At 62.0% G+C, this 23301-nt stretch carries 22 protein-coding genes and 1 pseudogene; 14 read left to right on the forward strand and 9 right to left on the reverse strand.

Annotated features, from left to right (window positions below; genetic code table 11):
- Window positions 1–58: 58 nt before the first annotated feature.
- Window positions 59–1036: pseudogene (locus tag AC1DYF_RS08345) on the forward strand (NAD(P)(+) transhydrogenase (Re/Si-specific) subunit beta); the annotation flags it as partial.
- Between the two features lie 586 nt (window positions 1037–1622).
- On the opposite strand, the gene AC1DYF_RS08350 reads toward AC1DYF_RS08345, so the two are convergent.
- From AC1DYF_RS08350 to AC1DYF_RS08380, 7 genes are read right to left on the reverse strand one after another with little or no spacing between them, the layout of a single operon-like run.
- Window positions 1623–1943 carry a 2Fe-2S iron-sulfur cluster-binding protein gene (locus tag AC1DYF_RS08350; RefSeq protein ID WP_477876243.1) on the reverse strand — a complete coding sequence of 107 codons (321 nt, stop codon included), beginning with the start codon at window positions 1941–1943 and terminating at the stop codon, window positions 1623–1625.
- A gap of 32 nt (window positions 1944–1975) precedes the next feature.
- A complete protein-coding gene (locus tag AC1DYF_RS08355; protein ID WP_477876244.1) occupies window positions 1976–3217 on the reverse strand; it encodes an NAD(P)/FAD-dependent oxidoreductase in 1242 nt (413 codons plus the stop codon).
- A gap of 1 nt (window position 3218) precedes the next feature.
- Entirely contained in the window at window positions 3219–3773 is a 555-nt protein-coding gene (locus tag AC1DYF_RS08360; protein WP_477876245.1) for a cupin domain-containing protein, read from the reverse strand.
- On the reverse strand, window positions 3766–4434 hold the full coding sequence (locus tag AC1DYF_RS08365; RefSeq protein WP_477876246.1) for a 4-carboxy-4-hydroxy-2-oxoadipate aldolase/oxaloacetate decarboxylase: 669 nt from the start codon (window positions 4432–4434) through the stop codon (window positions 3766–3768). Before AC1DYF_RS08365 ends, AC1DYF_RS08360 begins: the two co-directional genes overlap by 8 nt.
- Window positions 4435–4476: 42 nt before the next feature.
- Entirely contained in the window at window positions 4477–5391 is a 915-nt protein-coding gene (locus tag AC1DYF_RS08370; RefSeq protein ID WP_477876247.1) for an ABC transporter substrate-binding protein, read from the reverse strand.
- A 26-nt stretch (window positions 5392–5417) separates the two neighbouring features.
- Window positions 5418–6443, reverse strand: coding sequence for an amidohydrolase family protein (locus tag AC1DYF_RS08375; protein WP_477876248.1), 1026 nt, complete (start codon window positions 6441–6443; stop codon window positions 5418–5420).
- Window positions 6443–7633, reverse strand: a complete 1191-nt coding sequence (locus AC1DYF_RS08380) for a cytochrome P450 (protein ID WP_477876249.1) — start codon at window positions 7631–7633, stop codon at window positions 6443–6445. The genes AC1DYF_RS08375 and AC1DYF_RS08380 overlap by 1 nt, the downstream gene beginning before the upstream one ends.
- A gap of 229 nt (window positions 7634–7862) precedes the next feature.
- On the opposite strand from AC1DYF_RS08380, the gene AC1DYF_RS08385 reads away from it, so the two are divergent.
- From AC1DYF_RS08385 to AC1DYF_RS08405, 5 genes are read left to right on the forward strand one after another with little or no spacing between them, the layout of a single operon-like run.
- Complete coding sequence (locus AC1DYF_RS08385) at window positions 7863–8654, forward strand: ABC transporter ATP-binding protein (protein ID WP_477876250.1); 792 nt, start codon at window positions 7863–7865, stop codon at window positions 8652–8654.
- Window positions 8651–9367 (forward strand): ABC transporter ATP-binding protein, encoded by a 717-nt coding sequence (locus tag AC1DYF_RS08390; RefSeq protein ID WP_477876251.1) that lies wholly within the window; start codon window positions 8651–8653, stop codon window positions 9365–9367. The genes AC1DYF_RS08385 and AC1DYF_RS08390 overlap by 4 nt, the downstream gene beginning before the upstream one ends.
- Window positions 9364–10245 carry a branched-chain amino acid ABC transporter permease gene (locus AC1DYF_RS08395; protein WP_477876252.1) on the forward strand — a complete coding sequence of 294 codons (882 nt, stop codon included), beginning with the start codon at window positions 9364–9366 and terminating at the stop codon, window positions 10243–10245. Before AC1DYF_RS08390 ends, AC1DYF_RS08395 begins: the two co-directional genes overlap by 4 nt.
- Entirely contained in the window at window positions 10242–11201 is a 960-nt protein-coding gene (locus AC1DYF_RS08400; protein WP_477876253.1) for a branched-chain amino acid ABC transporter permease, read from the forward strand. The genes AC1DYF_RS08395 and AC1DYF_RS08400 overlap by 4 nt, the downstream gene beginning before the upstream one ends.
- Window positions 11202–11232: 31 nt before the next feature.
- On the forward strand, window positions 11233–12465 hold the full coding sequence (locus AC1DYF_RS08405; RefSeq protein ID WP_477876254.1) for an ABC transporter substrate-binding protein: 1233 nt from the start codon (window positions 11233–11235) through the stop codon (window positions 12463–12465).
- Window positions 12466–12610: 145 nt separating this feature from the next.
- On the opposite strand, the gene AC1DYF_RS08410 is transcribed toward AC1DYF_RS08405, so the two are convergent.
- Entirely contained in the window at window positions 12611–13189 is a 579-nt protein-coding gene (locus AC1DYF_RS08410) for a YceI family protein (RefSeq protein WP_477876255.1), read from the reverse strand.
- A gap of 12 nt (window positions 13190–13201) precedes the next feature.
- The gene (locus AC1DYF_RS08415) at window positions 13202–14269 is read right to left on the reverse strand and encodes a hypothetical protein (protein ID WP_477876256.1); all 1068 of its coding nucleotides are present in this window, start codon (window positions 14267–14269) and stop codon (window positions 13202–13204) included.
- Window positions 14270–14451: 182 nt separating this feature from the next.
- On the opposite strand from AC1DYF_RS08415, the gene AC1DYF_RS08420 reads away from it, so the two are divergent.
- The 8 genes from AC1DYF_RS08420 (at window position 14452) to AC1DYF_RS08455 (ending at window position 23293) form a co-directional block, all read left to right on the forward strand.
- On the forward strand, window positions 14452–15420 hold the full coding sequence (locus tag AC1DYF_RS08420) for a helix-turn-helix domain-containing protein (protein ID WP_477876257.1): 969 nt from the start codon (window positions 14452–14454) through the stop codon (window positions 15418–15420).
- A gap of 207 nt (window positions 15421–15627) precedes the next feature.
- Window positions 15628–17034 carry an aldehyde dehydrogenase family protein gene (locus AC1DYF_RS08425; protein WP_477876395.1) on the forward strand — a complete coding sequence of 469 codons (1407 nt, stop codon included), beginning with the start codon at window positions 15628–15630 and terminating at the stop codon, window positions 17032–17034.
- Complete coding sequence (locus tag AC1DYF_RS08430; protein ID WP_477876258.1) at window positions 17034–18629, forward strand: GMC family oxidoreductase; 1596 nt, start codon at window positions 17034–17036, stop codon at window positions 18627–18629. Before AC1DYF_RS08425 ends, AC1DYF_RS08430 begins: the two co-directional genes overlap by 1 nt.
- An 83-nt stretch (window positions 18630–18712) precedes the next feature.
- Entirely contained in the window at window positions 18713–19969 is a 1257-nt protein-coding gene (locus AC1DYF_RS08435; RefSeq protein WP_477876259.1) for an ABC transporter substrate-binding protein, read from the forward strand.
- A 12-nt stretch (window positions 19970–19981) separates the two neighbouring features.
- Window positions 19982–20854 (forward strand): branched-chain amino acid ABC transporter permease, encoded by an 873-nt coding sequence (locus AC1DYF_RS08440; protein WP_477876260.1) that lies wholly within the window; start codon window positions 19982–19984, stop codon window positions 20852–20854.
- Window positions 20854–21873 (forward strand): branched-chain amino acid ABC transporter permease, encoded by a 1020-nt coding sequence (locus tag AC1DYF_RS08445; RefSeq protein ID WP_477876261.1) that lies wholly within the window; start codon window positions 20854–20856, stop codon window positions 21871–21873. Before AC1DYF_RS08440 ends, AC1DYF_RS08445 begins: the two co-directional genes overlap by 1 nt.
- The gene (locus tag AC1DYF_RS08450) at window positions 21870–22586 is read left to right on the forward strand and encodes an ABC transporter ATP-binding protein (RefSeq protein ID WP_477876262.1); all 717 of its coding nucleotides are present in this window, start codon (window positions 21870–21872) and stop codon (window positions 22584–22586) included. The genes AC1DYF_RS08445 and AC1DYF_RS08450 overlap by 4 nt, the downstream gene beginning before the upstream one ends.
- Entirely contained in the window at window positions 22583–23293 is a 711-nt protein-coding gene (locus tag AC1DYF_RS08455; RefSeq protein ID WP_477876263.1) for an ABC transporter ATP-binding protein, read from the forward strand. The genes AC1DYF_RS08450 and AC1DYF_RS08455 overlap by 4 nt, the downstream gene beginning before the upstream one ends.
- Window positions 23294–23301 lie beyond the last annotated feature (8 nt).

Below are 23301 nucleotides of genomic sequence, written 5' to 3' on the forward strand. Positions count from 1 at the left end.
CCTTCACCGGTTCGGTCATCGCCTTCCTCAAGCTTGATGGCCGCATGTCGGGCAAGCCTTCACCGGTTCGGTCATCGCCTTCCTCAAGCTTGATGGCCGCATGTCGGGCAAGCCGATCATGCTGCCGATGCGGCATGTGATCAATGCCGCGATCTTTGCCGCGATCATCATTCTCGTCGGCGTTCTCGTCGTCACCGAAAGCCATGTGGTGTTCTGGCTGATCGTGCTTCTGGCGCTTGCCTTCGGCGTGCTCTTGATCATCCCGATCGGCGGCGCCGACATGCCGGTCGTCGTCTCCATGCTCAACTCCTATTCCGGCTGGGCGGCTGCCGGTATCGGCTTCACGCTCGGCAATCTGGCGCTGATCATCACCGGCGCCCTGGTCGGCTCGTCGGGTGCGATCCTCAGCTACATCATGTGCAAAGGCATGAACCGCTCGTTCATCTCGGTCATTCTCGGCGGCTTCGGCGGCGAGACGGGTGGGCCGGCGCAGGACAATTCCGACAAGACGGTCAAGCTCGGCTCGGCCGAGGATGCAGGCTATCTGATGGCCAATGCGTCGAAGGTGATCATCGTGCCGGGCTATGGCATGGCGGTGGCGCAGGCGCAGCATGCGCTGAGAGAAATGGCCGACACGCTGAAGAAGGCCGGCGTCGAGGTCAAATATGCCATTCATCCGGTTGCGGGCCGCATGCCGGGGCATATGAATGTGCTGCTCGCCGAGGCCAATGTGCCCTATGACGATGTGTTCGAACTCGAAGACATCAATTCGGAATTCGCCCAGGCCGATGTCGCCTATGTCATCGGCGCCAACGACGTCACCAATCCGGCGGCGCGCGACGACAAGACCTCGCCGATCTATGGCATGCCGATCCTCGACGTCGACAAGGCCAAGACCTGCCTGTTCGTCAAGCGCTCGCTCGGCTCCGGCTATGCCGGCATCGACAACACGCTGTTCTACAAGGACGGCACGATGATGCTGCTCGGCGACGCCAAGAAGGTCACCGAGGAAATCGTCAAGGCGATCGGACACTGAGCGCTTTTATATTATGGCTTCAGCTGGCGGGAGCGTCCCGCCAGCTGAAGTATCCTCTGGAGATTGTCCGCTGCGAACTCTCTCGTCCTGGCTTCGGGGATATTGCTCAGCCGAACATGGCCGGACGGATAACGAGAAATGCGGTTTTCGAGACCGGCAAGATAGCCGCCGATAATCCGTAGCACGGGCTCTCCGGGAAAGTCAGGAACGATTTGCCGACGGATGGAAGCCATTGGGTCGCCAGGCGGCTCTCGCACTTCCCGAATTCGTTCCACCGCAAGACCGTCAGGGCCAAGCGGCCTTGACGCAAAAACGAGGCGTTCGGAACCGGCATCTACCATGTCTTGATTGCAGGCACGGGCCGGGCTGATCGGCACATGCGCTGGCTTGGCCCTGAGACCGTCTTCCTGTTCGACTACGACCAGGCATTCTGGGATTTGGATCGGTTGGCAGGCACTCTACTTCGAAACAGGCACGAATGTCGGACGGCTATTTCGACGCTTATGTCGGCCAGCCAGCCGCTTGCGGCACAGAAATACCGGGCCGCGATTGCGTTCGCGACCCAGCCTGCAATGATGTCCCCGGCTCACTCCTCGGGAGCGATGGCCACGACGATGCCGTCGAGGCCCTCGCTGAACGGTATCTGGCAGGAGAGCCGGGAGTTATCGAGGCGATAATCTGAACCTTCCAGCAGCTCGCTTTCGTCCATGGAAGGTGAAGCTAGGCTGGCGCTTGCCGGAGGCTGCTCGACATAGATGTGACAGGTGGCGCAGGACAGACATCCGCCGCACATCGCGAGCAATTCGTCGAAGCCTGCATTCCTGATATTCTCCATCAGCGACATTCCCACGCGTCCGCCAAAACTATGGAGTTCGCCATCCCTGGTGCGCACCGATATCGTAGCCATGTTTTCTCCGCCTTCATTTCTTCCCCCGACGCTCAATGCGTTTCGAGGGCGATTTCCTTGAGTTGTCTGGATGTGTCGGCAAGAACCTCGCGATCGATCCTCGCCGCGCTTTCCACCAGTTTCCGGCCTTGCACGTAGTCACGTGGCGCGTTGACGCAATCGAGGGCGAGAACCGCTCCGTTCCTGAGGTAGATGACGCTGAAGCTTCTGCTCGCGGGATCGCCCCGCGTAACCACGGCATCGTAGCCATGGTTGAGACCGACCGTCTGCATTTTCAGGTCGTATTGATTGGACCAGAACCAGGGCGTCGCGTCGTAAGGCTTGGCTTCGCCACAGATCGCTTTCGCCGCGGTCGTCGCCTGGTCCGTCGCGTTCTGCACGGATTCGATGCGGATGCCGCGACCGTTCCGCAGCCGGGCGCAATCGCCGACGCAATAGATATCCTCCAGCGAGGTTTGGCAGTATTGATCCACGTCCACCCCGTTTCCGCCTTCCGCTCCCGCGGCTATCAGCGGCGCGGCCGATGGGACGATCCCTATTCCGACCACGACCAGGTCGACAGCGATCTTTTCGCCGGAGGAAAGAATGACCTCCGTCACGCGACCGTCCGCTCCCTCAAGCGAAGCGACTCCGCTGTTGAGGCGGATATCGACTCCGTGCGAGCAGTGCTCGCCCTCGTAAAACCGCGACACGGGTTCGCCGGCCACACGCGCCAGCACGCGGTCGAGTGCTTCGACCAGCGTCACCTGCTTGCCTTGCTCGCGGAACACTGCTGCCGCCTCGAGGCCGACATAGCCGCCGCCGATGATGATGATCCGCTCTGTCTTCGGAAGAACCTCAATGAGGGCGTCGCAGTCCGCCTTGCTGCGAATGTAGAAAATGCCCGCCAGATCGCTGCCGGGGCAGGCAAGCTTCCTCGGATCGCCGCCTGCGGCCCATATCAGCTTCGTGTAGGAAAACCGTTCGCCGCGGTCGGTCAGGACGGCGTGGGTGGTGGGATCGACGGCGGTCACGCGGCTGCCGAGGACCAGTTCCACCTGACGCGCCGTCCAGAAATCCTCGGGGCGCAGATGCATCCTGTCGAATGTCTTCTTACCCGCGAGATATTCCTTCGACAGCGACGGACGGTCGTAGGGCACGTCCGGCTCAGCGCCGATGAGCGCGATGCTGCCGGCGAAACCGGACTGTCTGAGCGCGGCCGCGGCCTGCGAGCCGCCGTGCCCGCCGCCGACGATGACGCAATCGAACGAGCGGTTGAGGGTGTCCGTCTTCATCTCAGGGCTTTCTTTCAGCGCCGATCAGGACGAAGCACAAAGTCGCCGGCTTGCTGCTCTTGTTGCGCCAGGCGTGGCGGGTGCCGCACTGGACCACCACGTCGCCCTGTTTGAGCAGGGTCTCAACGCCGTCGTCGAGTTCGAGGCAGATCTCGCCGTCGAGCACGATATCGTAGTCCACGGTGTCGGTCGTGTGCATGCCGGGCGCGTCAGGCTCGAACGCCTGGATCAGGCCGGGGATGTGGGTCGCCTGCTCCTCAAAGGCCGAAACGGGGTCGACGGTGGCGAACACCGAATCCGGCGGGAAGACCACGATCATCAGTTTCGTCTCGCCCGGTTGGGGCGTGATCAGCATGTGCGGCGGAGCCTGCTCCGCATGCTGTTGCGGAAGGACTGGTTTCGCCGCGGTGGCGTAGAGAACCGACGTCAGGTGGCCCGGCACCGCGTCGTAGGCATGGGCGTTCGGTGTCGGGCCGTCGCTGACGAAGATCGACCTGCCGTCCCTGATACCCGTGACCACGCGCCGGGGAATGCGAATTTCTGTCGCCTCATTCATAGATCAGGCCTTTCGCTTTGAGCTGYGGACGCATGTTGTTGATGTCGAGGCTGAGCTTGCCCGACTCGTAGAGCGAGCGTTTCTCATCTTCCATCCGCTGGCGCTTTCGGGCCTTTTCCAGCACCGCGGCGGCCTCATCGCATTTGACGACGCAGACACCATCATCGTCTGCGACGATGACGTCGCCCGGCTCGATGTACGCTCCGGCGCAGACCATGGGGACCTGTACGTTGGCCAGCGTCTCCTTGACCGTCCCCTGTGCCGATATCGCTTTGGCCCAAACCGGAAACTTCATCGCGCGCAGGTCGGCGACGTCGCGGACACCGGCGTCGATCACGAGACCGAGAATTCCCCGCGCCTTGCATGAGGTCGCAAGCAGGTCGCCGAAATATCCGTCCGTGCATGGCGAAGTCGGCGCGACAACCAGGATGTCGCCGGGCTGCGCGACTTCGAGGGCGACGTGGATCATCCAGTTGTCGCCGGGAGGAACCTCGCAGGTGAGTGCCGTGCCTCCGATGCGCGCACCTTCGATCACGGGACGCAGATACGGGGCCAGCAAACCCTTGCGGCCCTGGGCCTCGTGGACAGTTGCGACGCCCAGCCTGCCGAGGGCCTCGCAGGTCTCGCGGTCCGCTCGCGGTGTTCTCGTCATTACCTTCATGTGAGATCTCCTAGCATGTCCTCGAGATGCCTCAACGTATTGTCAGGCGGCCGCAGCTTCGAGGAAGCTGCTGTCGAACACGTCCCCGGCCTTGGACCGATTGGCCTCGCCGAGCAGGTTGGCGCGGATCATCAGATCCACTGTCGTGTCCATGGCCTTGCGGGGGATCGACAGGTTGCCCGGCCACATGCCCATGTCCCGCATGTAGCGAAGGCCTTGGGAAGCGAGGTTCGGGTCGTCCGTCGTGGTGATCCGCTGGAAGATCGGAAGTGTCACGTCTTCCCGTCCGGCGTCGTTGGCAATCGCGTAGGCTTCGAGAAGCGCCTGGAGGAAACGAACAACCACGTCACCGTGGGCGTCCAGCCAGCTCTTGCGGCCGATGACAGCGGCGAAAACGATCTCGGGAATGATGTCATTGATCTCGCCAATCAGATTGAAGCCCTGCCGCTCAGCCAGAAAATTCCACGGTGCGGGCTGCGGTGCACAGTCGATCTCTCCAGCCTGCAGGGCTTCCCAGCGCTTGGTATGGATGCCCGCAAGCTCGAATTCGTAGTCTCCCGGATACTGCAAGCCTTCTTTGGACAGCAGCATCTGGGTGTAGATCGCTGTCCCCTCGGTGAGAGACGACGTCCCGATCTTCTTGCCTTTGAGCTCCCTGATTGACCTGATCGAAGGCCGAGCGACCAATGACATCGGCAGCCGGTTGGCGTTCGATGCGATGACCCTCAGCGCGCCGCCGTTGACGAAGTTCGAGACCGCGCCTTCCGGTGGTGTGATCGCTAGGTCGGCCTCGCCGTCGACGACGGCGCTGGTCGCCTTGTCGACAGTGCCCATCTTCTTGTATTCGATGGTCAGTCCGTACCTGGTAAAAATGCCGTGCTCTTCGGCCACGAAGACCGGAAGCCAGTTGAACCCTTGTGCCCCACCGGCGAGGCTGAGATGTTGGCTGGAAGCCATGTGATTTCTCCGTGATGATTGCGGCTTCAAAGGCCGCGCTGGCGCAGTCTCTTGTCCAGGAGGGGATAGACCCGCCGCGCATTTCCTTCGAAGACCGCGTGTCTCTGTTCGTCGTCGAGGGTGAGCCCGTCGATATATCTTTTGGTGTCGTCGAACGGATGTCCGGTCTCGGGATCGGTCGCCTTGACCGCGCCCAGCAGTTCGGAACCGAACAGGATGTTCTTGACGTCGACGACGCGGAAGAGCGTGTCGATGCCAGCCTGGTGGTAGACGCAGGTGTCGAAGAAGACATTGTTCATGAGATGCGTGCCGAGATCAGGCTTTTCGAGCATGATCGACAGGCCGCGGTAACGGCCCCAATGATAGGGCGCGGCCCCGCCGCCATGCGGTATGATCAGCTTGAGGTCCGGATGGCGCTGGAACAGGTCCCCCTGGATAAGCTGCATGAACACGGCGGTGTCGGCATTGATGTAATGCGCACCCGTCATGTGCAGGCAACGCTCGCAAGAGCTGGACACGTGGATCATCGCGGGGACCTGCAGCGCGACCATCGCCTTCCAAAGCGGGTCCCACCAGGGATCGTAGATCGGCGGAGCGCTCCAGCGTCCGCCTGACGGATCGGGATTGAGATTGCATCCGACGAAGCCGTTTTCGACGCAGCGCTCGAGTTCCTTGATGACATCATACAGATCACCGTCGACCGTCTGCGGAAGCTGGCAGACGGCGGCAAAGTTGTCGGGGAACATGTCGACGATCCGGCCGACATTGTCGTTCGACAGGCGCGACCACTCCTTGGCCACCGACAGTCCCGGCACGTGGTGTCCCATGCCGGATGCGCGCGGGCTCAAAAGCGTGACGTGTGAGCCGCGCTCGCGCTGAATCCTGAGCTGGTTCGCTTCGATGATGTCATGAAGCTGCTTGTCTGGAATGCCCGCATAGACCGGCCGCGCGGAGGACTTGCCCTCCGCGTAAGCGACCTGGGCAGTCCGGAAGGCGTGGTGCTCCGGCGGTTCGGTGGTGAAATGGCCGTGGCAGTCGATGATCAGCGACATCAGGCGTTCCACTTTGCCGGGAGGTCGGAAATGCCGCGGAACCGCCAGCCTTTGCCCGTCATCTCCCGCGACGTATCGAGCCGGAGTTCGGGGAGCTGCCGGAAGACTTCCGCGAGCGCGATCTCGCCCATGGCCCTGGACAGGAAGTGGCCCGAACAGAAATGCGGACGGAAGCCGAACGAAAGGTGCTGCTTCTTCTTCCGGAACATGTCGAAGCGGTCGGCGTCCTCGAACCGCGTTTCGTCGCGATTGGCCGAACCCATGACGATCGCGACCGACGATCCCCGCGGGATCACGGTGCCGGCGATCTCGAAGTCCTGCATGGCGATCCGCGGCGTCACGCCAATCGGTGCAATCCAACGGAGGCCTTCGTCGAAGGCGCGCATGGCGTTTTCCTGAGGCTGCTCCGCCATCGCCCTGGCCTGGTCTTGACTGGAAAGAAGACCGGCGCAGGCATTCGCCGCCGCATGGCCCGGCTCCTGCAGGCCGCCAAGGATGATGACACGCATGGTCGGCGAGATTTCCTCCCAGCTGCGAACCTCGCCCTTCGGCATGCCGCCATACATGACATGGCTGAGAAGGGAATTATTGGGCCTGGTGAGGCAGGCCTGGTAGAGGTCGCCCATCTGCCTGTCGATATCGGCAAGCGCATCGTCCAGGCGCTTCCACACGGCCGGATCGTTGCCGACATTCTGCAGGCCGAGCGCCATCGCGTGGAACCATTCGACGAGCGTCTCGTTAGGGGTTTCCGTCAGGCCGATGACATCGCCGATGCAGCGCACCGAGATCGGCTCGAAAAGCTCGGCGGTGAGGTTGGCCGCTCCGTTCTTCCTGATCGAGTCGATGTAGCGCTGCACGACCGGCCGTGTCAGGCCCTCGACGAACGAGCGCACGCGTTCCTGTGTCAGGTTTTCGTCGATACCCTGGCGAAGGCATTGATGGTCCTCGCCAGACATGGTCAGCACGTTCGGCATGCCCATGACCCGGGCTTCGGGCCGGTCGGCCGATCCGGACGGCCCGAATATCTTGTCGTTGCCGCCGATCGTGCGGCAGTCGTCGAACCGGGTGATGAAATATTCCTTCGTTCCTTCGAAGAAGGCCACGGGCTCTTCGGCGCGCAGCCGCGCATAGACCGGGTACGGGTCCCTATAGAGATTCTCGCCCGTGAGTTCGGTGTTGATGTCGGCCATCGATTTCCTCCCATCGCCCCAATTCAGGGGCCGTCGCTAAACTCTCCGCCATCGTCTCCAACCCGACGGTGGGCATCTTCCGGGCGTTCCGGCAAGGCAAACCGGATACGATTGACACTTGACATACCATAACGTCTTCAGATACTGAAAGGTATCCAAAGCGGGATCGGCTGTCAATAAGAGAAATCGATGGCCCGTCGGATGAGCCGCTCCGGGAGGGAGGAAATCAGTGAACGAAAGCAGCATCGCCGAGACGCGCCCCGTGCTGGACGCGCGGGACGTCTCCGTGCAGTTTGGCGGCATCAAGGCCCTGACGGATGTGTCGGTTTCCGTCAGATCGGCTGAGATCTGCGGGCTGATCGGCCCGAACGGCGCGGGCAAATCCACCTTTCTCAATGCGGTGACCAGGCTGGTGGGCTACGGCACCGGCAATATCAGGCTCGACGGCAGGCCGATCGAGGGCGCGAGACCGCGCGACATGATCGGCATGGGCGTCGCCCGGACATTCCAGAATCTCGGCATCTACGCTTCGATGACGGTCCTCGACAACGTCATGCTCGGCGCGCACCATCGCCTGGGCGGCAAGTTCGCGCAGGCGATCTTCGCGCCGCTGCGCGCAAGGGCGAGTGAACGCTCCGCGCGCGAAAAGGCGCTTGCCGTCCTGGAAGAGGTCGGCATGGCGGAGCTCGCGCCGCGTACGGCGGGATCGCTGCCTTATCCCCTGCAGAAGCGGATGGAGATCGCCCGGGCGCTCGCCGCCGAACCGAAAATACTGTTGCTCGACGAGCCCGCCGGCGGCCTGACGCACGGTGAGGTTCATGAATTCGGGGCGCTGGTCGACAGGATCAGGCGCAGCCGCAACCTCTCCATTCTTCTCATCGAGCATCACATGGGTCTGGTGATGAGCCTTTGCGACCGGATCGTGGTCTTCCACCTGGGCCGCAACCTGGCCGAGGGCACCCCGTCCGAAATCAAATCGAACGACGCGGTGATCTCCGCCTATCTCGGGAGGGCGGCATGACAGTTCTGGACATCAAGAACCTGTCTGTATTCTACGGCAAGACGCAGGCGCTGTTCGACTGCTCGTTCTCAGTGGGCGATGGCGAGTTCGTGGGCCTGCTCGGCTCCAATGGCGCGGGAAAGACGACGCTGCTGCGCGCCGTTTCCGGTCTGCTTCCCTTCAAAGGCTCGGTTTCCTACGCCGGAAAAGCGCTTGATAGGATCGCCGCGCAAAAACGTCTCGCTATGGGTATTGCGCATATACCGCAGGGCCGCGGCACTTTCACCGAGTTCACGGTGGACGAAAATCTGTCGCTCGGTGCGACGATCGTGTCCAGCCGCGCGCAGGTGAGGGAAGACAAGGAGCGCTGGTACGCGACCTTTCCCCGCTTGCGCGAACGGCGGGACCAGTTGGCGGGAAATCTGAGCGGCGGTGAACAGCAAATGCTTGCTGTGGCGCGCGCGCTCATGTCCCGACCCAAGCTTTTGATGTGCGACGAGCCGTCGCTTGGACTGGCGCCCGCGATCACCCAGGAAATCCTGGCGATCTTCAAGACGCTGAACAGGGACCACGGCATGACGCTGCTGGTGGTCGAACAGAATGTCGACATCACCCTCCAATATGCCGATCGGGCCTTCGTCATCGAGGCGGGCCAGATCGTCGCGAGCGGCGCTGCGAGCGAACTGCTCGACAACGAAGACATCAAGAAATCCTATCTCGGAGTTGCCGGATGAGCCTCTTCTTCCAGCTCGTCGTCAGCGGGTTGACGACGGGTGCAATCTACGCCGCGTTGGCGCTGGCGCTCGTCCTGATCTTCAGGGCGACGAATGTCGTGAACTTCGGCCAGGGCGAGATGGCCACGTTTTCGGCCTATACCGCCTGGCAGTTGATGCATTGGGGCGTGCCGCTCTGGCTCGCCATCCTCGCAAGCCTCGCAATGGCGTTCATCATCGGCGTCGCGACTTTCCGCAKCGTTATCCGGCCGATGATGAATGCTCCCGTGGAAGCGGTCGTCGTCATCACGCTCGGCATCCTCGTTCTGTTCCAGGCCGCTTGCATGTGGATCTGGGGGGCGGAACAGCTGTCATTTCCGAGCCTCTTTCCCGATGGCGGCTTCAATGTCGGTGACGTCCGCGTTCTCGCCTCCTCGGTCGGGACGCTCGCCATCCTGCTGGTCATCGCTTTGGCGATGGGTTTCGTCTTCCGCTTCACCAGGCTCGGCTTGTCGATGCGCGCGGCCGCCTTCGACCATGCCCGCAGCGTCCTTGTCGGTGTCGACGTCGAACGCATGCTGATGCTGGGCTGGGGCTTTGCCGCCGTGATCGGGGCCTTGGCCGCGATCCTGATCGCGCCGCGCCTATTCCTCAGCCCGACGATGATGACGCCGATCCTGTTCTATGGCCTTGCCGCCGCCACGCTCGGAGGCTGGGACAGCCCGCTCGGCGCGATCGTCGGCGGCCTCGCCGTCGGTGTCGCCGAAAGCCTGGGCGCAAGCTACCTCACATTCATCGGCGCCGACATGCGCATCGCGGTTCCCATCGCGCTGACGCTGCTCATCCTGCTGGTGAAGCCCGTCGGCCTGTTCGGTTCCTACAAGGTGACGAAACTATGAATGACGGATTCCGTGCCGTTGCGGCAAAGTTCGGCTTCTTCGCGATCGTGGCGATCCTGATCCCGGTCTTCGCCCCGGGTTACGCGCTCCAACAGGTGGCGGTCGCAATCGCCTATGCCATCGCCATCCTGGGCTTGAATCTGCTCATGGGTTTTGCTGGGCAGATTTGCCTGGCGCAGGGCACGCTGTTCGGCATCGGCGCCTATGTCACGGCGATCCTCAACGCCACCTATGGCATCCCGCCGCTCGCGACGCTGCCCGTCTCGGCTGCGGTGGCGGCCGTGATCGGCCTGGTCATTGGGCTTCCGGCGCTCAGGCTGCAAGGGCTGCAACTCGCCATCGTCACCTTCGGCATCGCGGCCGCGTTCCCGCAATTGCTGCTCAAGATGGGCAGCCTGACCGGCGGTGTCTCGGGGCTTCCGATCGACGCTCCCGAAACGCCCGAAATCATGACGGACACTCCGGAACTTTGGCTCTACCTCATAGCTCTGGCCTGCGCGGGTATCGGCGCCCTTCTCGTGTCGCTGATGCTGTTCGGTGACGTCGGCCGCGCGCTCAGGGCACAGCGCGACAATCCGCAGATCGCCCAGGCGCTCGGCGTGAACCTGACGCGGACGCGGCTATGGGCGTTTGCCGCAAGCTCGGCGCTGGCGGGATTGGGCGGCGGCGTGTTCGCCATTATCAGCGGCTTCGTCAGCCCGGAATCCTTCCTGGCGATCCTGTCCATCAACATCGTGATCGGCAGCATTGTCGGCGGTGTCACCAGCGTCGTCGGGGCGTTTGTCGGCGGACTGTTCATGGTTTTCGTTCCGAGCTGGGCATCCGACATCAACCTCAGTCTCGGTAACCTGATTTACGGCCTGGCGCTGATCCTCGTCATGATGGTCGCGCGCAACGGGGTCACTGGTTTCATCGAAAAATGGCTTTCGGTGATTTTTCGGAGGACGGCCGGCTGAGATGCCTGCCGTCGAAATGGGAGGAATTGAAATGAGACTGATCTCCATGCTGAAGGGATGCACGATGCAGTTGGCTATGGCCGCGCTGCTCGCCGCCTCCCAAGCCGGCGCCGCGGAAAAATCGCCAGGTATCACCGACGACACGGTCAAGATCGGTGTTACCGGTCCGCTGACGGGTCCCGTCGCCATCGTCGGCGGCGTTGCGGAAGGCATCCGCGCCCGCATCGAGCAGGCGAATGCCGAGGGCGGCGTCAAGATGGGCGACGGCAAGACCCGCAAGATCGAACTCGTCATCGAGGACGACAGCCTCGATCCGCAGCGCACGCTGGCGAATGTCCGCAAGATGGTCGAGAAGGACAAGGTGTTCGCCCTTGTCGGCACCGCTGCCACGCCGAACAACCTGGCGATCGGCCGCTACATCACCCAGAAGAAGGTTCCGAATCTCTTCATGTATTCCGGCGTCATCTCCTTGAACGCCCCCAAATGGGAAGTCGGCTTCGTGCCGTCGTTCTCGACCGAAGCTGACTCGTTTGCCGAATATCTCAAGACGCACAAGCCCGACGCAAAGGTCGCCTTCCTCTACCTGAACACGGAAACCGGCGAGACCTTCATGAAGGCCTTCGATCGCGCGATCGACGTTTCCACCATCAAGGTGATCGAACGCCAGCCCGTGACGTCCCAGGACCCCACGGTCGAGACCCAGCTCAACACTCTGAAAGCATCCGGCGCTGACACCCTGGTCATCATCGCAGCGCCCCGCCAGGGCGGCGAGGCCATCCGGTTTCAGGCCGAAAGCGGCTGGAAGCCCTTGACCCTGGTCACCAACCTGTCGTCGGCCTATCCGGTCCTTCAGTCCGTCGGCCTCGACAATGCGAAGGACATCATCACCTCCGGCTTCCTGAAGCCCATCATCAGCGATCAGAAATCCGGCGACCCGGGCGTCGACAGCTATCTCGACGCGATCAAAGCGGCCAAGGTGAACTTCGTCTTCGCCAACACGATCGGCCAGACCGGTTATGCGATCGGCGACGCGCTCATCCAGTCGCTTGAAAAGCTCAAGCAACCGAACCGCGAGGAGTTGATGAAGGTCGTCCACAACATGGATGGCTGGAAGAACCCTCTGCTGCTCGACGGCATTACGATGACGACGAAGGAAGGCTCAGACATCTACCCGATGGAGGCGCTTCAGCTCTACCAGTTCGACGGCCAGAAATATGTCCCGCTCGGCGGCGTCCTGGATTTCGAGGGYGACACCAAGGAATAAACCGCAGGAATGACAAAACGCGGGCGCCGGTTCTGGCGTCCGCGTTGTCGCGGGAACCTAAAGGTTCAGAGCAAGAGCATGCAGCAGTCGAAGGTTTGACCGCTGCATGCGGCTCGCTGTCATTGCGGGCAACGGAAGAGATGCTTCACTTCTTGATGGCTTCGACGTCGATATCGAGCTTGATGTCGGGTCCGAGACCATAATCGGCAAGTTTCTTCAGCCCGAAAAGATCGACCGCGTTGAACGAGCCCACGGCCGAGAAACCGGTCTTAATCGTATTCTTGTCCCAGGGCAGCGGCGCTTCCGTATTCCAGGTGACATCAAGTGCCACAGGCTTCGTTATCCCCGCCAATGTCAGGTCTCCCGTGACCTTGCCGGTCCGCTCGCCTGTCTTCTCGACCGAAGTGCTTTTGAAGGTGATCGTCGGAAATTCGTCGACGTTGAGAAAATCGGGGCTCTTCAGGTCGGAGTCGCGCTGGGCGAAATTGGTGGCGATCGACGTGGCGTCGATATCGAGCGACAGCGACGATTTCGTCACGTCGGTCTTGTCGAATTCGATTTCGCCGGAGACTTTCTGGAAAAGCCCATGGGCATTGGACCAGCCGGCATGGTTTACCTTGAAACCGATCCAGGCATGCTGTGGGTCGATCTCATATTTGTCGGCAGCGAATGCGGCCGATGACAGCAGCGACAAGACAGCGGCGGTAAATACGACTTTGTTCATAGCTCTCCTCCGTTATTGAGCGTTTTGTTGAACGATGAAGGCAGTTGCCGCCCAGGCGACAGCTGCGAGCGCCGGAATTCCAACGGCGATGGATGCGACCAGATGCGACGCGATACCCGGTCTGAAAAACACCTTGAGGCGAGAAAGACGAAGCAGCGGCGGAATGGCCAGGCAAAGCGACGAAAGCAAAATGGCGATGCCGGATGCGTGCGGTGTGTAGAGCGCCGTAAATCCGGCAAAAGTCGCGAAGAGCCAGTTCACCGCGAAGAAAACGCCTGGCGGAAGCGCTTCTCCGGATCTGCGGGGAAACAGGCTCGAGCCTATGGCAATAAGCACAATGCTTCCAAGCACCGCCGCTGCGGCGCCGTTGACCTGTGCCATTCCAACGAAGGCTCCAAAGGCTGCGACAAGCGCCAATCCGACGAGTGCCCATGTGCCGGCAGCGATCTGCGCGACCTGTATCGGCCGCGGAAGGGCGGCATGATCGCGCGTCAGCACGGTTGAAATCAGGGTAACGGCCAGAGCGGCGGCGGCAATCGCGAACTCCACTGGTTTCCGCGCCGCGATATGCGTACCGATCAACAACAGCGGCACAATCAAGAGCGCGGCAAACACCACCATGATGCCCTTTGTTCCCAACTTCCGAAGCGCGATTGGCCAAAATCCGAATACGATCGCACCCGCGGCGAGGATGAAAGGCAGCTTCTGCTTGGAGGACACCGGCGGCCAACCGGGCCAGCCTTCCAATGTCAGGTAGGCTATGACGACCGCCAGCAACAGGCATGCTGCCAACAGGCCTGTTTCAGCTCCGGCGCGGAAGGTTCCGACGAAATAGGCCAGCCCGCCCAGCACCATGGGGCCGATGAGCGTAGACAGAACTATCTGAGCCAGCACGGGAATTTCCTTTAAGAGTCGAAGGACACGGGCCAAACAAGTAAACATGTTAACTATTACGGTTAGCGGGCATGGCTGGCCCGCACAAATGACTTTGCGGACACGGGACTTCACGATGATGTGAGCGGATTGTGATGCGAGAGACGGAAATTGCGCGAGTTTCTCGATGTAGGTCGTCAAAAACACGGAGTCGTCCCCGTGAGCTCGGTGGTGAATCGAAGTTCATCTGGACCTGGAAACGGCCCTCTCCAGCGTGCGCGGAGCCGGCCCGATTGACTCTCGCAGCCAAAAAAGAGATGCTTCATATGTTAACTAGCGTATCGCTGGCGTGAACCAGGCATATTCAACCTGACTGTTGGGAGGCAGCGGTGGAACTACTCAGCAGCACCAATCTTGTCCCGCAACAATGGCTGCCGGTCTCCTACGAGCAATGGTCGGATGATCTGCATTCGATCTGCGGTCGCTTCAACCCGCGGCTCATGGAACGCGGCAGGCCGGTCCGCGGTGCGGCGCGCGGCATTGATGTCTGCGGCATGCAGTTCGCCCATGTTTCCAATGATCTCGACCTCGTCCACCGCAATTGGGACGATATAAGGCGCGACACCGCCGAACACCTCTTCCTTATCGTCCAGCTTCAGGGTTCTTGTGGCGTTGACCATCTCGGCCAGCAGACCATGCTGGATGTCGGCGATTGCATATTGGTGGATTCGACCAGGCCGACCACATTTCATTTCGGCGGTCATTTTTCCAATCACCTGTCGATGCATCTGCCACGCCAGATCATGTATTCTGAACAGCGCGACAAGTTCGACATTGCCCGCAAGCTCGAAGGCTTCGATCCGATGGCGATCATGCTGCGCGCACTGATCGCCAAGATCCTGTCGACGCCGGAATCCGATGCGAGTTCTGCCAATCTCCGCGCGCTGATGTTCAATGCGACGCGCCAGGCTTTCGTCTCGGAATCCCCGACACTGCCCAACCTGCAATCTCTGCATGACAGCGCGGCAAGGCGCCTGCAGATGGTCGATATCCTGATCGACCGCCATCTGACCGACAGCAATCTTTCGGCCAAATGGCTGGCAACCCGTATCGGCGTGTCGATCCGCACCTTGCAGCAGGATTTCCAGGGCGTGGGCATCACCTGCACCACCGTCATCCGTGACAAGCGGCTGCGCTATGCGCGTGAGAAGATCGAGCAGATCAAGGATGTCAGGGGCGGCAAAACGATTGCCGAAGTCGCCTATTCCTCGGGCTTCAACGACATTTCCTATTTCAACCGCAGCTTCCGCGAATTGTTCGACTGTGCACCGACCGACGTCTTGAAATCCGGCGACTGAGCACGTCTCCCGAAAGTGGCTTCCGGTTTCGGGGCAAAGACATGCTCAAACAAAAAGCCTAAAGCGAAGCACATTGGACTGTTGCGCAGTTTTCGCGTTTTTCTCCAATTCGGCACGCGCCCCAGCCCAAGACGGATGAAACCGCTTGGCGCATGATCCTCCTAGAAAGTTGGTTTGGTCCCAGGGATCATTCCAGGGAGGAGCATCATTATGGATTACACGCTGCTCATCGGCGGTGAAAAAATCGCAGCGGCCACCTATCAGGATATCTGCAATCCATCGACCGGAGCCGTCGTCGGCCGCATGCCGATGGCGGCACCGGCCGATCTCGACCGCGCCGTCGATGCCGCGGCATCGGCATTCGGCGACTGGAGCCTGAGGTCGGACGAGGAGCGGGCACAGGCCTGCCGGGACGTTGCGGAAGCGATCGCCGCCTATAGCGAAGACCTGGCAACGCTCTTGACGCTCGAACAGGGCAAGCCAATGAACGGCCTTGGCTCGCGCTTCGAGATCGGCGCCGCCGTTGCTTGGACGCGCTATACGGCGGAGCTTAGCCTGCCGGTCGAAATCCTCCAGGACGACAATGAGGGCAGGGTGGAGCTGCACCGCAAGCCGGTTGGCGTGGTCGGCTCGATCACCCCCTGGAACTGGCCTGTCATGATTGCCTGCTGGCATATCATTCCGGCGATCCGCGCCGGCAACACCGTCGTCATCAAACCATCGCCGCTGACGCCGCTGTCGACCATTCGTCTCGTCGAAGTGATGAACACCGTGCTTCCGGCCGGTGTCGTCAACGTCGTCACCGGCGCCAACAGCATCGGTGCAGCACTCTCGGCCCATCCCGGCGTCGCCAAGATGACCTTCACCGGCTCGACCGAGACCGGCAAGAAGATCATGGCCTCCGCCGTCGAGACGCTGAAGCGGCTGACCTTGGAACTCGGCGGCAATGATGCCGGCATCGTTCTCCCCGATGTCGATCCCAAGCGGATCGCCGAGGGCCTGTTCTGGGGCGCGTTCATCAACAACGGCCAGACCTGTGCGGCGCTGAAGCGGCTCTATGTGCATGACAGCGTTTATGAAGACGTCTGCGCCGCACTGACCGACTATGCCAGCGGCATCGTTATCGGCGATGGCATGGACGAGAAAAGCGTGCTCGGCCCGATCCAGAACGAGATGCAGTTCAACAAGGTCCGCGATCTCGTCGAAGACGCCAAGGCGCAAGGCGGCCGGGTGCTGACCGGCGGCGCGCCGATCGGCGGCTCGGGTTATTTCTATCCGATCACGCTGGTGGCCGATGTCACCGACGGCGTGCGCCTCGTGGATGAGGAACAGTTCGGTCCGGCACTGCCGATCATCCGCTACAGCGATATCGACGAGGTGATCGTACGCGCCAACCGCAACCCGGCCGGCCTCGGCGGCTCGGTCTGGTCCTCCGATCCGGAGAAGGCAAAGCACTACGCGCTGAAGCTCGAATGCGGTTCGGTCTGGATCAACAAACATGGCACCATCCAGCCCAACGCTCCCTTCGGCGGCGTCAAGCAATCCGGCATCGGCATCGAATTCGGCATTGAAGGCCTCAAGGAATTCACCACGGTCCAGACGGTGCTGAGCTGATGGAAAGCTACGACTATATCATTGTCGGCGGCGGATCATCGGGCTGTGTGCTTGCCAACCGGCTATCGGAAAATCCGGCGCACAAGGTGTTGCTGATCGAATCCGGCCGCCGCGACAGCGATCCCTTCATCCACATCCCCGCAACCTTCTTCAAGGTGCTGGGCAAGGGCATCGACATCCACGGCTATGCCTCGGAGCCCGAAAAGGGGCTGAACGGCCGGCCGCAGATCGTGCCGCAGGGCAATGTCATCGGCGGCGGCAGCTCGGTCAACGCCATGATCTATATCCGTGGCCACCGCAACGACTATGACACATGGTCGCAAATGGGCTGCCAGGGCTGGAGCTATGAGGATGTCCTGCCGGCCTTCCGGTCGCTGGAGAACAATGCCGAGCTCAACGGTCACTATCACGGCCGGTCCGGCACGCTGCATGTCTCCAATCCCCGCCACCGGCATCCGTTGAACGAAGCCTTCGTCCAGGCCGGTGTCGAGGCGGGGCTGACGGCCAATCCCGATTTCAACGGCGAGGACCAGGAAGGGGTCGGATTCTACCAGTCGACCACCCACAATGGTCGTCGCTGGAGCTCGGCCCAGGCCTTTTTGCGTGATGCCGAGAAGCGCCCGAACCTTCGGATCATGACCGAGACCAAGGTAGCGCGCGTCCTGTTCCAGGACAAGCGCGCCAGCGGCGTGGAGCTGTTCGACGGCACCCAGATCGGTGCCACCAGGGAAATCGTGCTGACCGCCGGCGCGATCGCGACGCCGAAGATCCTGCAGCTTTCCGGCATCGGCGATGCCGGTCTGCTCGGCTCGCTCGGCATCCCGGTCGTGGCGGACCTGCCGGGGGTCGGCGCGAATTTCCAGGATCACCTGGAAGTCCCGGTTCAGGGCGAGACGAGAGATCCGATCTCTATGCTCGGCGAAGACCGAGGCCTGAAGGCGGCACTGCACATGGCGCGCTACCTCCTGACCCATCGCGGCCTGCTGAGCTCGAACGTCGTCGAAAGCGGCGGCTTCGTCGATACAGCCGGGACGGGCCAACCGGATATTCAGTTCCATGTGCTTCCGGTTCTGGTGGGCTTTGTCGATCGCGAGCCGGAAGCGGGCCATGGTCTCAGCATCGGCCCCTGTTTCCTCAGGCCTCGTTCGCGCGGTTCGATCCGCCTCARATCGGCCGATCCGAAGGAAGCCGCACTCTTCAATGCCAATGCGCTTTCCGATCCCGCCGATGTCGACACGTTGATGCGCGGTGTAGACGTTGCGATCCGCATCCTTGAAGCACCAGCGCTTGCCAAACTGATAAAGCGCCGCGTCCTCCCAAGACCGGGAGTCGAAAAGGACCCCGAGGCGCTGCGCGACTATATCCGCTCGACGGCCAAGACCGTGTTCCATCCGGCAGGCACCGCCAGGATGGGCCGGGCCGATGACCGCACCGCGGTCGTCGGCGCCGACCTCAGGGTTCACGGCATCGAGGGGCTCAGGGTCAGCGACGCGTCGATCATGCCGACCCTGGTTTCGGGCAACACCAATGCACCTGTGATGATGATCGCGGCCCGCGCCGCGTCCTTCATGACGGGCAAGACGATCACGGCCTGACGGCTTTGAGACGCGGCGCGAGGGAGATCGCCGCACGCCGCTGAGCCCTGTCGGGCGCGGGGCGGACAACATGGAGGAGAACAATGAAACACATTGCTTACATTCTGGGCGCCACAACTGCGCTCTTCATCATGGCTGGATCGAGCGCTTTTGCGGCAACGACCTGCGGCCTCAACAACGGCAAGAAAGCCGAGGGCGAGCCGATCGTGATCGGCGCCGTGGTCGGCCGCACCGGTCCCGACGATTTCTCGTCCTCTGCGCGTTCCGCCGCCGCCTATTTCAAATGCGTCAACGACAATGGCGGCATCAATGGCAGGCCGATCAAATATCTGGTCGAGGACGACCAGTGGAACCCGGAAGTCGCCGGCCAGGTGGCAACCAAGCTGGTCAAGGACGAAAAAGTGGTGGCGCTGGTCGCCAGCGGCTCCTTCGTCGAGATGGGCGTCAACGCCAAGCTCTACGAGGAAGAGGGCGTGATGTCGATGACGGCAGCCTGCGCCGTGGCCGAGTGCTTCGAATCCAAGAACATCGTCTCGACCAATGAAGGGCCGCTGCCATCGACAGTGGGCGCCGCGCAATGGGCCGTCGCCAATCTCGGCACCAAGAATGTGGTCTGCATCGGCGTGACCATTCCCTCGGTCGGCCCCTATTCCTGCGGCTGGATGGAAAAATACATGAAGGCCAAGGGGCTCAAGGGATCGAGCGTGCTGCTCGACCCGGGCACGGCCGATATGAACTCGGCCTATCTCGAAGCGGTGGGGTCCGATCCCGACACGATCCTCATCAATCTCCCCGCCGGCATGGCGGCCGCCTTCCTCAAGGTGGTGACCGAGTCCGGCGCGCAAGGAAGCTATAAATGGATTTCGTCCACGCCGCTTTATGACCAGGATGTGCCGGGCCTGCTCGGTGATGCCTGGGCCGGCCAAATTTATGTCAATGCCGAACTGACGCCGATCGACGGCCCCGGCCCGGACGCCGCCAACTGGCGTGCGGTGATGGACAAATATGCCGATGCGAGCGATCAGCGCGACACGTTCAGCCAGGCGGGCTACCTTGCGGCACGCTTCTTCGTTGATGCGATGCTGAAGCTCGATCCGGCCAAGATCGACCGCAAGACGGCCACGGCAGCCATCCGCGCCATCAAGAACGAGAAGTCCGACCTGATGTGCGGTCCTTACTATGTCGGCGACGGCGACCGCCACATGCCCAATCATGCCAATATCATGATGCAGCTCGTCAAAGGTGGCTTCAAGCAGGTCAGCAAATGCGCTGATGTCGACAGCACTTATCTCGATCCGATCCGCGCCCAGGAAAAGGCGCTCGGCATCGCTCAGAACTGACGGACGATCCTTATGGGTGTCTATGGCCTCATACTGGCATCCGGCCTTGCCGTGGGCGCGCTCTACGCCCTCGGCGGGGTCGGCCTGGTGCTTCTCAACCGCGCCACCGGCGTATTGAATTTCGCCTATGGTGCGATCGGGGCGCTTGGCGCCATGAGCGCCTGGCAGATGCTGCAATGGGGCTATCCGGAAGCGGTGGCGTGGCTCGTCTGCCTTGCCATCGGCGTGCTTCTGTCGACCGGCTATGGCATGCTGATCGCACCGGGCCTCAGCCATCGCGAGCCGATCGTCAAGGCTGTCGCCACGCTCGGCTTCGGCATTGCCATTCTCGGCGCGATGAACCTGCTCTGGCTGGTCAATCCGCGGCGGCTGGCGCTGGCGCTCGACGGCGTCAGCGTCAATCTGGTCGGTCTGAGGATGACCGGTACGCGCATTCTGGCGCTGGCGGCCGGCATTGCCATCACCGTCGGCACCAGCATTTTCCTCGTCAGGACACGGCTTGGCCTGATGATGCGGACGCTGGCCGACGACCGGCAGCTTGCCGCCATTCTCGGCACGCCGATCCGCAAGGTGGAAACCATTGCCTGGGGCTTTTCCGGCCTGCTTGCCGGGATAACCGGCATGCTGTTCGGCGATCTCGTGCGGCTCGATCCGGCCGTGCTGACCTTCATCGTCATCCCGATTGTCGCCACCACCGTGGTCGGCCGGCTGGTTTCGATCAAGGTCACCTTCTTCGCCGGTTTTGCCATCGGCATCATCGAGAGCTTTCTCACACTCTATAAACCCTTGGCGCCTTTCCGCGTCGCATCGCCCTTTATCGTGGCGATCCTGGCGCTGATGTGGCTGCAGCGCGGCCGCCGGCTCACTTTTTCAGGGCAAGACTGATGGCCATCGTAAACCAGATATCCGTGACGGCCATCGGCCCACGTCCCCGATTGCGGCCGGCAGCGCTTTGGCCGCTGCTCGCGCTCGTCGTTGCTGCGGCTGTCGTGCCGGTGCTTCTTGCAGCGCTTTGGCTGAAAGTGCTGACCTCGGTGGTCATCTATGCGCTGACGGCCGCCAGCATTGCGCTGCTCTATCGCAAGCTCGGCCAGGTGTCGCTGGCGCAGGTGGCGTTCATGGGCTGCGGGGGCTGGGTGACACTGCGCCTTTCCTATGGCATCGGGCTTCCGTTCGAGATCAACATACTTGCGGGCGGCGTCTTCGCAGCTGTGGTGGGCATGATCTTCGCCTATCCGGCGCTGCGGATGCGCGGGCTTTATCTTGCCTTGGTCACGCTCATGGCGTCCGGTGGCTTCGGCATCCTGATCAATGTCATCCAATTTCCGAACGGCGGCGAGGGTTTTCTCGGGTTTGCCGTCAAGGCGATCTCCTATATGCCGCGGCCCTGGATAGCCCAAACCGATGAGGCCTATTTCCGCTATTGCATCGGCGTCGTCTTCCTCGGCTTCGTGCTGATCCACCTGCATGAGCGCGGCAAGCCGGGGCGCGCCTGGCTCCTGATCCGCAAGAGCGAGGCCGCCGCCATGGCCGTCGGCATCAATGTCACAGCCTACAAGATCTGGGGCTTTGCGCTATCAGGATTTCTCGCCGGCGTCGCGGGCGGACTTCTGGCCGGTAATCTCCAGCTCCTCGATGCGCGATCCTTCCCGCCGGCGGAATCGGTAATGATCTTCGCGCTGACCATTGTCGGCGGCGCCTGGCATTGGTATGGCGCGGTGATCGCTGCCATGCTCTATCGTTTCGTGCCGGCGCTGCTCAACGACCTCGGTGTCAATGGCGATGCTGCCTTCATCATTTTCGGCGGAGCGCTGATCCACGCACTGACGACCGCGCCGCGCGGCATTGCCGGCCAGTTGACCGATCTCGTCGGCCGTATCACAGGCAAGGAGAAGCGGCCATGATCGCCATCCGTGACATCACTGTGGCCTTTGGCGGCGTCACCGCGCTCAATGCGCTGACCGTCGACCTTGCCGACCCCGTCGTCGGCATTATCGGCCCGAACGGCGCCGGCAAGACCACCTTTCTCAATGTGCTTTCCGGCTTCGTCACCCCGAAATCCGGAACGATCAACGCGTTCGGCACCGAGCTCCTGTCGCTCCGTCCGCATCAGCGCAGCCGCTGGGGCCTGCGCCGCTCCTTCCAGAAGGAGCAGGTGGTGGACGAACTGAGCGTCGAGGAGAATATCAGCGTTGTGCTCGACAATCTGTCGCTCTCCTCGGCGCAATATCAACATGTCCTGGCGGCGGCTCTCGACTTTGCCGRCCTGACATCGGTCCGGCGCGAGCGAGCCGCTGGCCTCAATGCCTTTCAGCGCCGCATGACTGAGATCGCCCGCTGCGCCGCCGGCCAGCCGAAACTGCTGCTGCTCGACGAGCCCGGCGCTGGCCTGTCGCAGAACGAGGTCGAGGTGCTCCGGCGGACAATCTCCGACATCCACGCTTTCAACGGGGCGACGACGCTGTTGATCGACCATGATGTCGATCTGATCCAGGCCGTCTGTTCGTCGACCATGGTGCTCGATTTCGGCTCTCTGGTCACGGCGGGGCCGACGCGCGACGTGCTGAGCGATTCCCGCGTGCGGGCCGTCTATCTCGGTGTGGAGGAACTGGTATGAGCCGCGTCGTCATCCGCGATCTCGTCATCCGCCGCGGCAACAAGCGGGTTGTCGACGGCCTGTCGCTGACGCTCGAAACCGGCATGATCACCGCGCTGCTTGGCCCGAACGGGGCGGGCAAGAGCTCGCTCGTGCTGGCGCTCGCCGGCGTGCTGCCGATCGAGAGCGGCGTGGTGGAGATCGACGGCCGGACGATGGCCGGGCAATCGCCCGAGACGATCCGCGCCGCGGGCCTTGCCGCCGTGCCGGAAGGTCATCGCGTGCTTTCCGGCCTCAGCGTCCATGACAACCTGCTGGCGGCAGGCTTCGGCCATAATGCTGCGACGGCAAACGCCGCCGTCGGCGATGTCTATGGCATTTTCCCCGAGCTTGCCGAACGCAAGGGCCAGAAGGCTGGGTCGATGTCCGGCGGCCAGCAGCAGATGCTGGCGCTCGGCCAGGCGCTGGTGGCACGGCCGAAATTCATCCTCGCCGACGAAATGTCGCTCGGACTGTCGCCGTTGATCGTCAAGCGGTTGATGGGCGTGGCGGTGAAGCTGGCGGAGCAGGGGACGGGCGTGCTGCTGATCGAGCAGTTCACCCATATCGCGCTGAAACTCGCCGGCGCCGCCAATGTCATGTCGCATGGCAAGCTGACCTTTTCCGGCATGCCCGGCCGCCTGATCGACGAACCGGAAATCCTGCACCGCGCCTATCTGGCGCAGTAGGAGGCGGG

The sequence above is a fragment of the Rhizobium sp. P2_G9 genome (genome assembly GCF_056403475.1).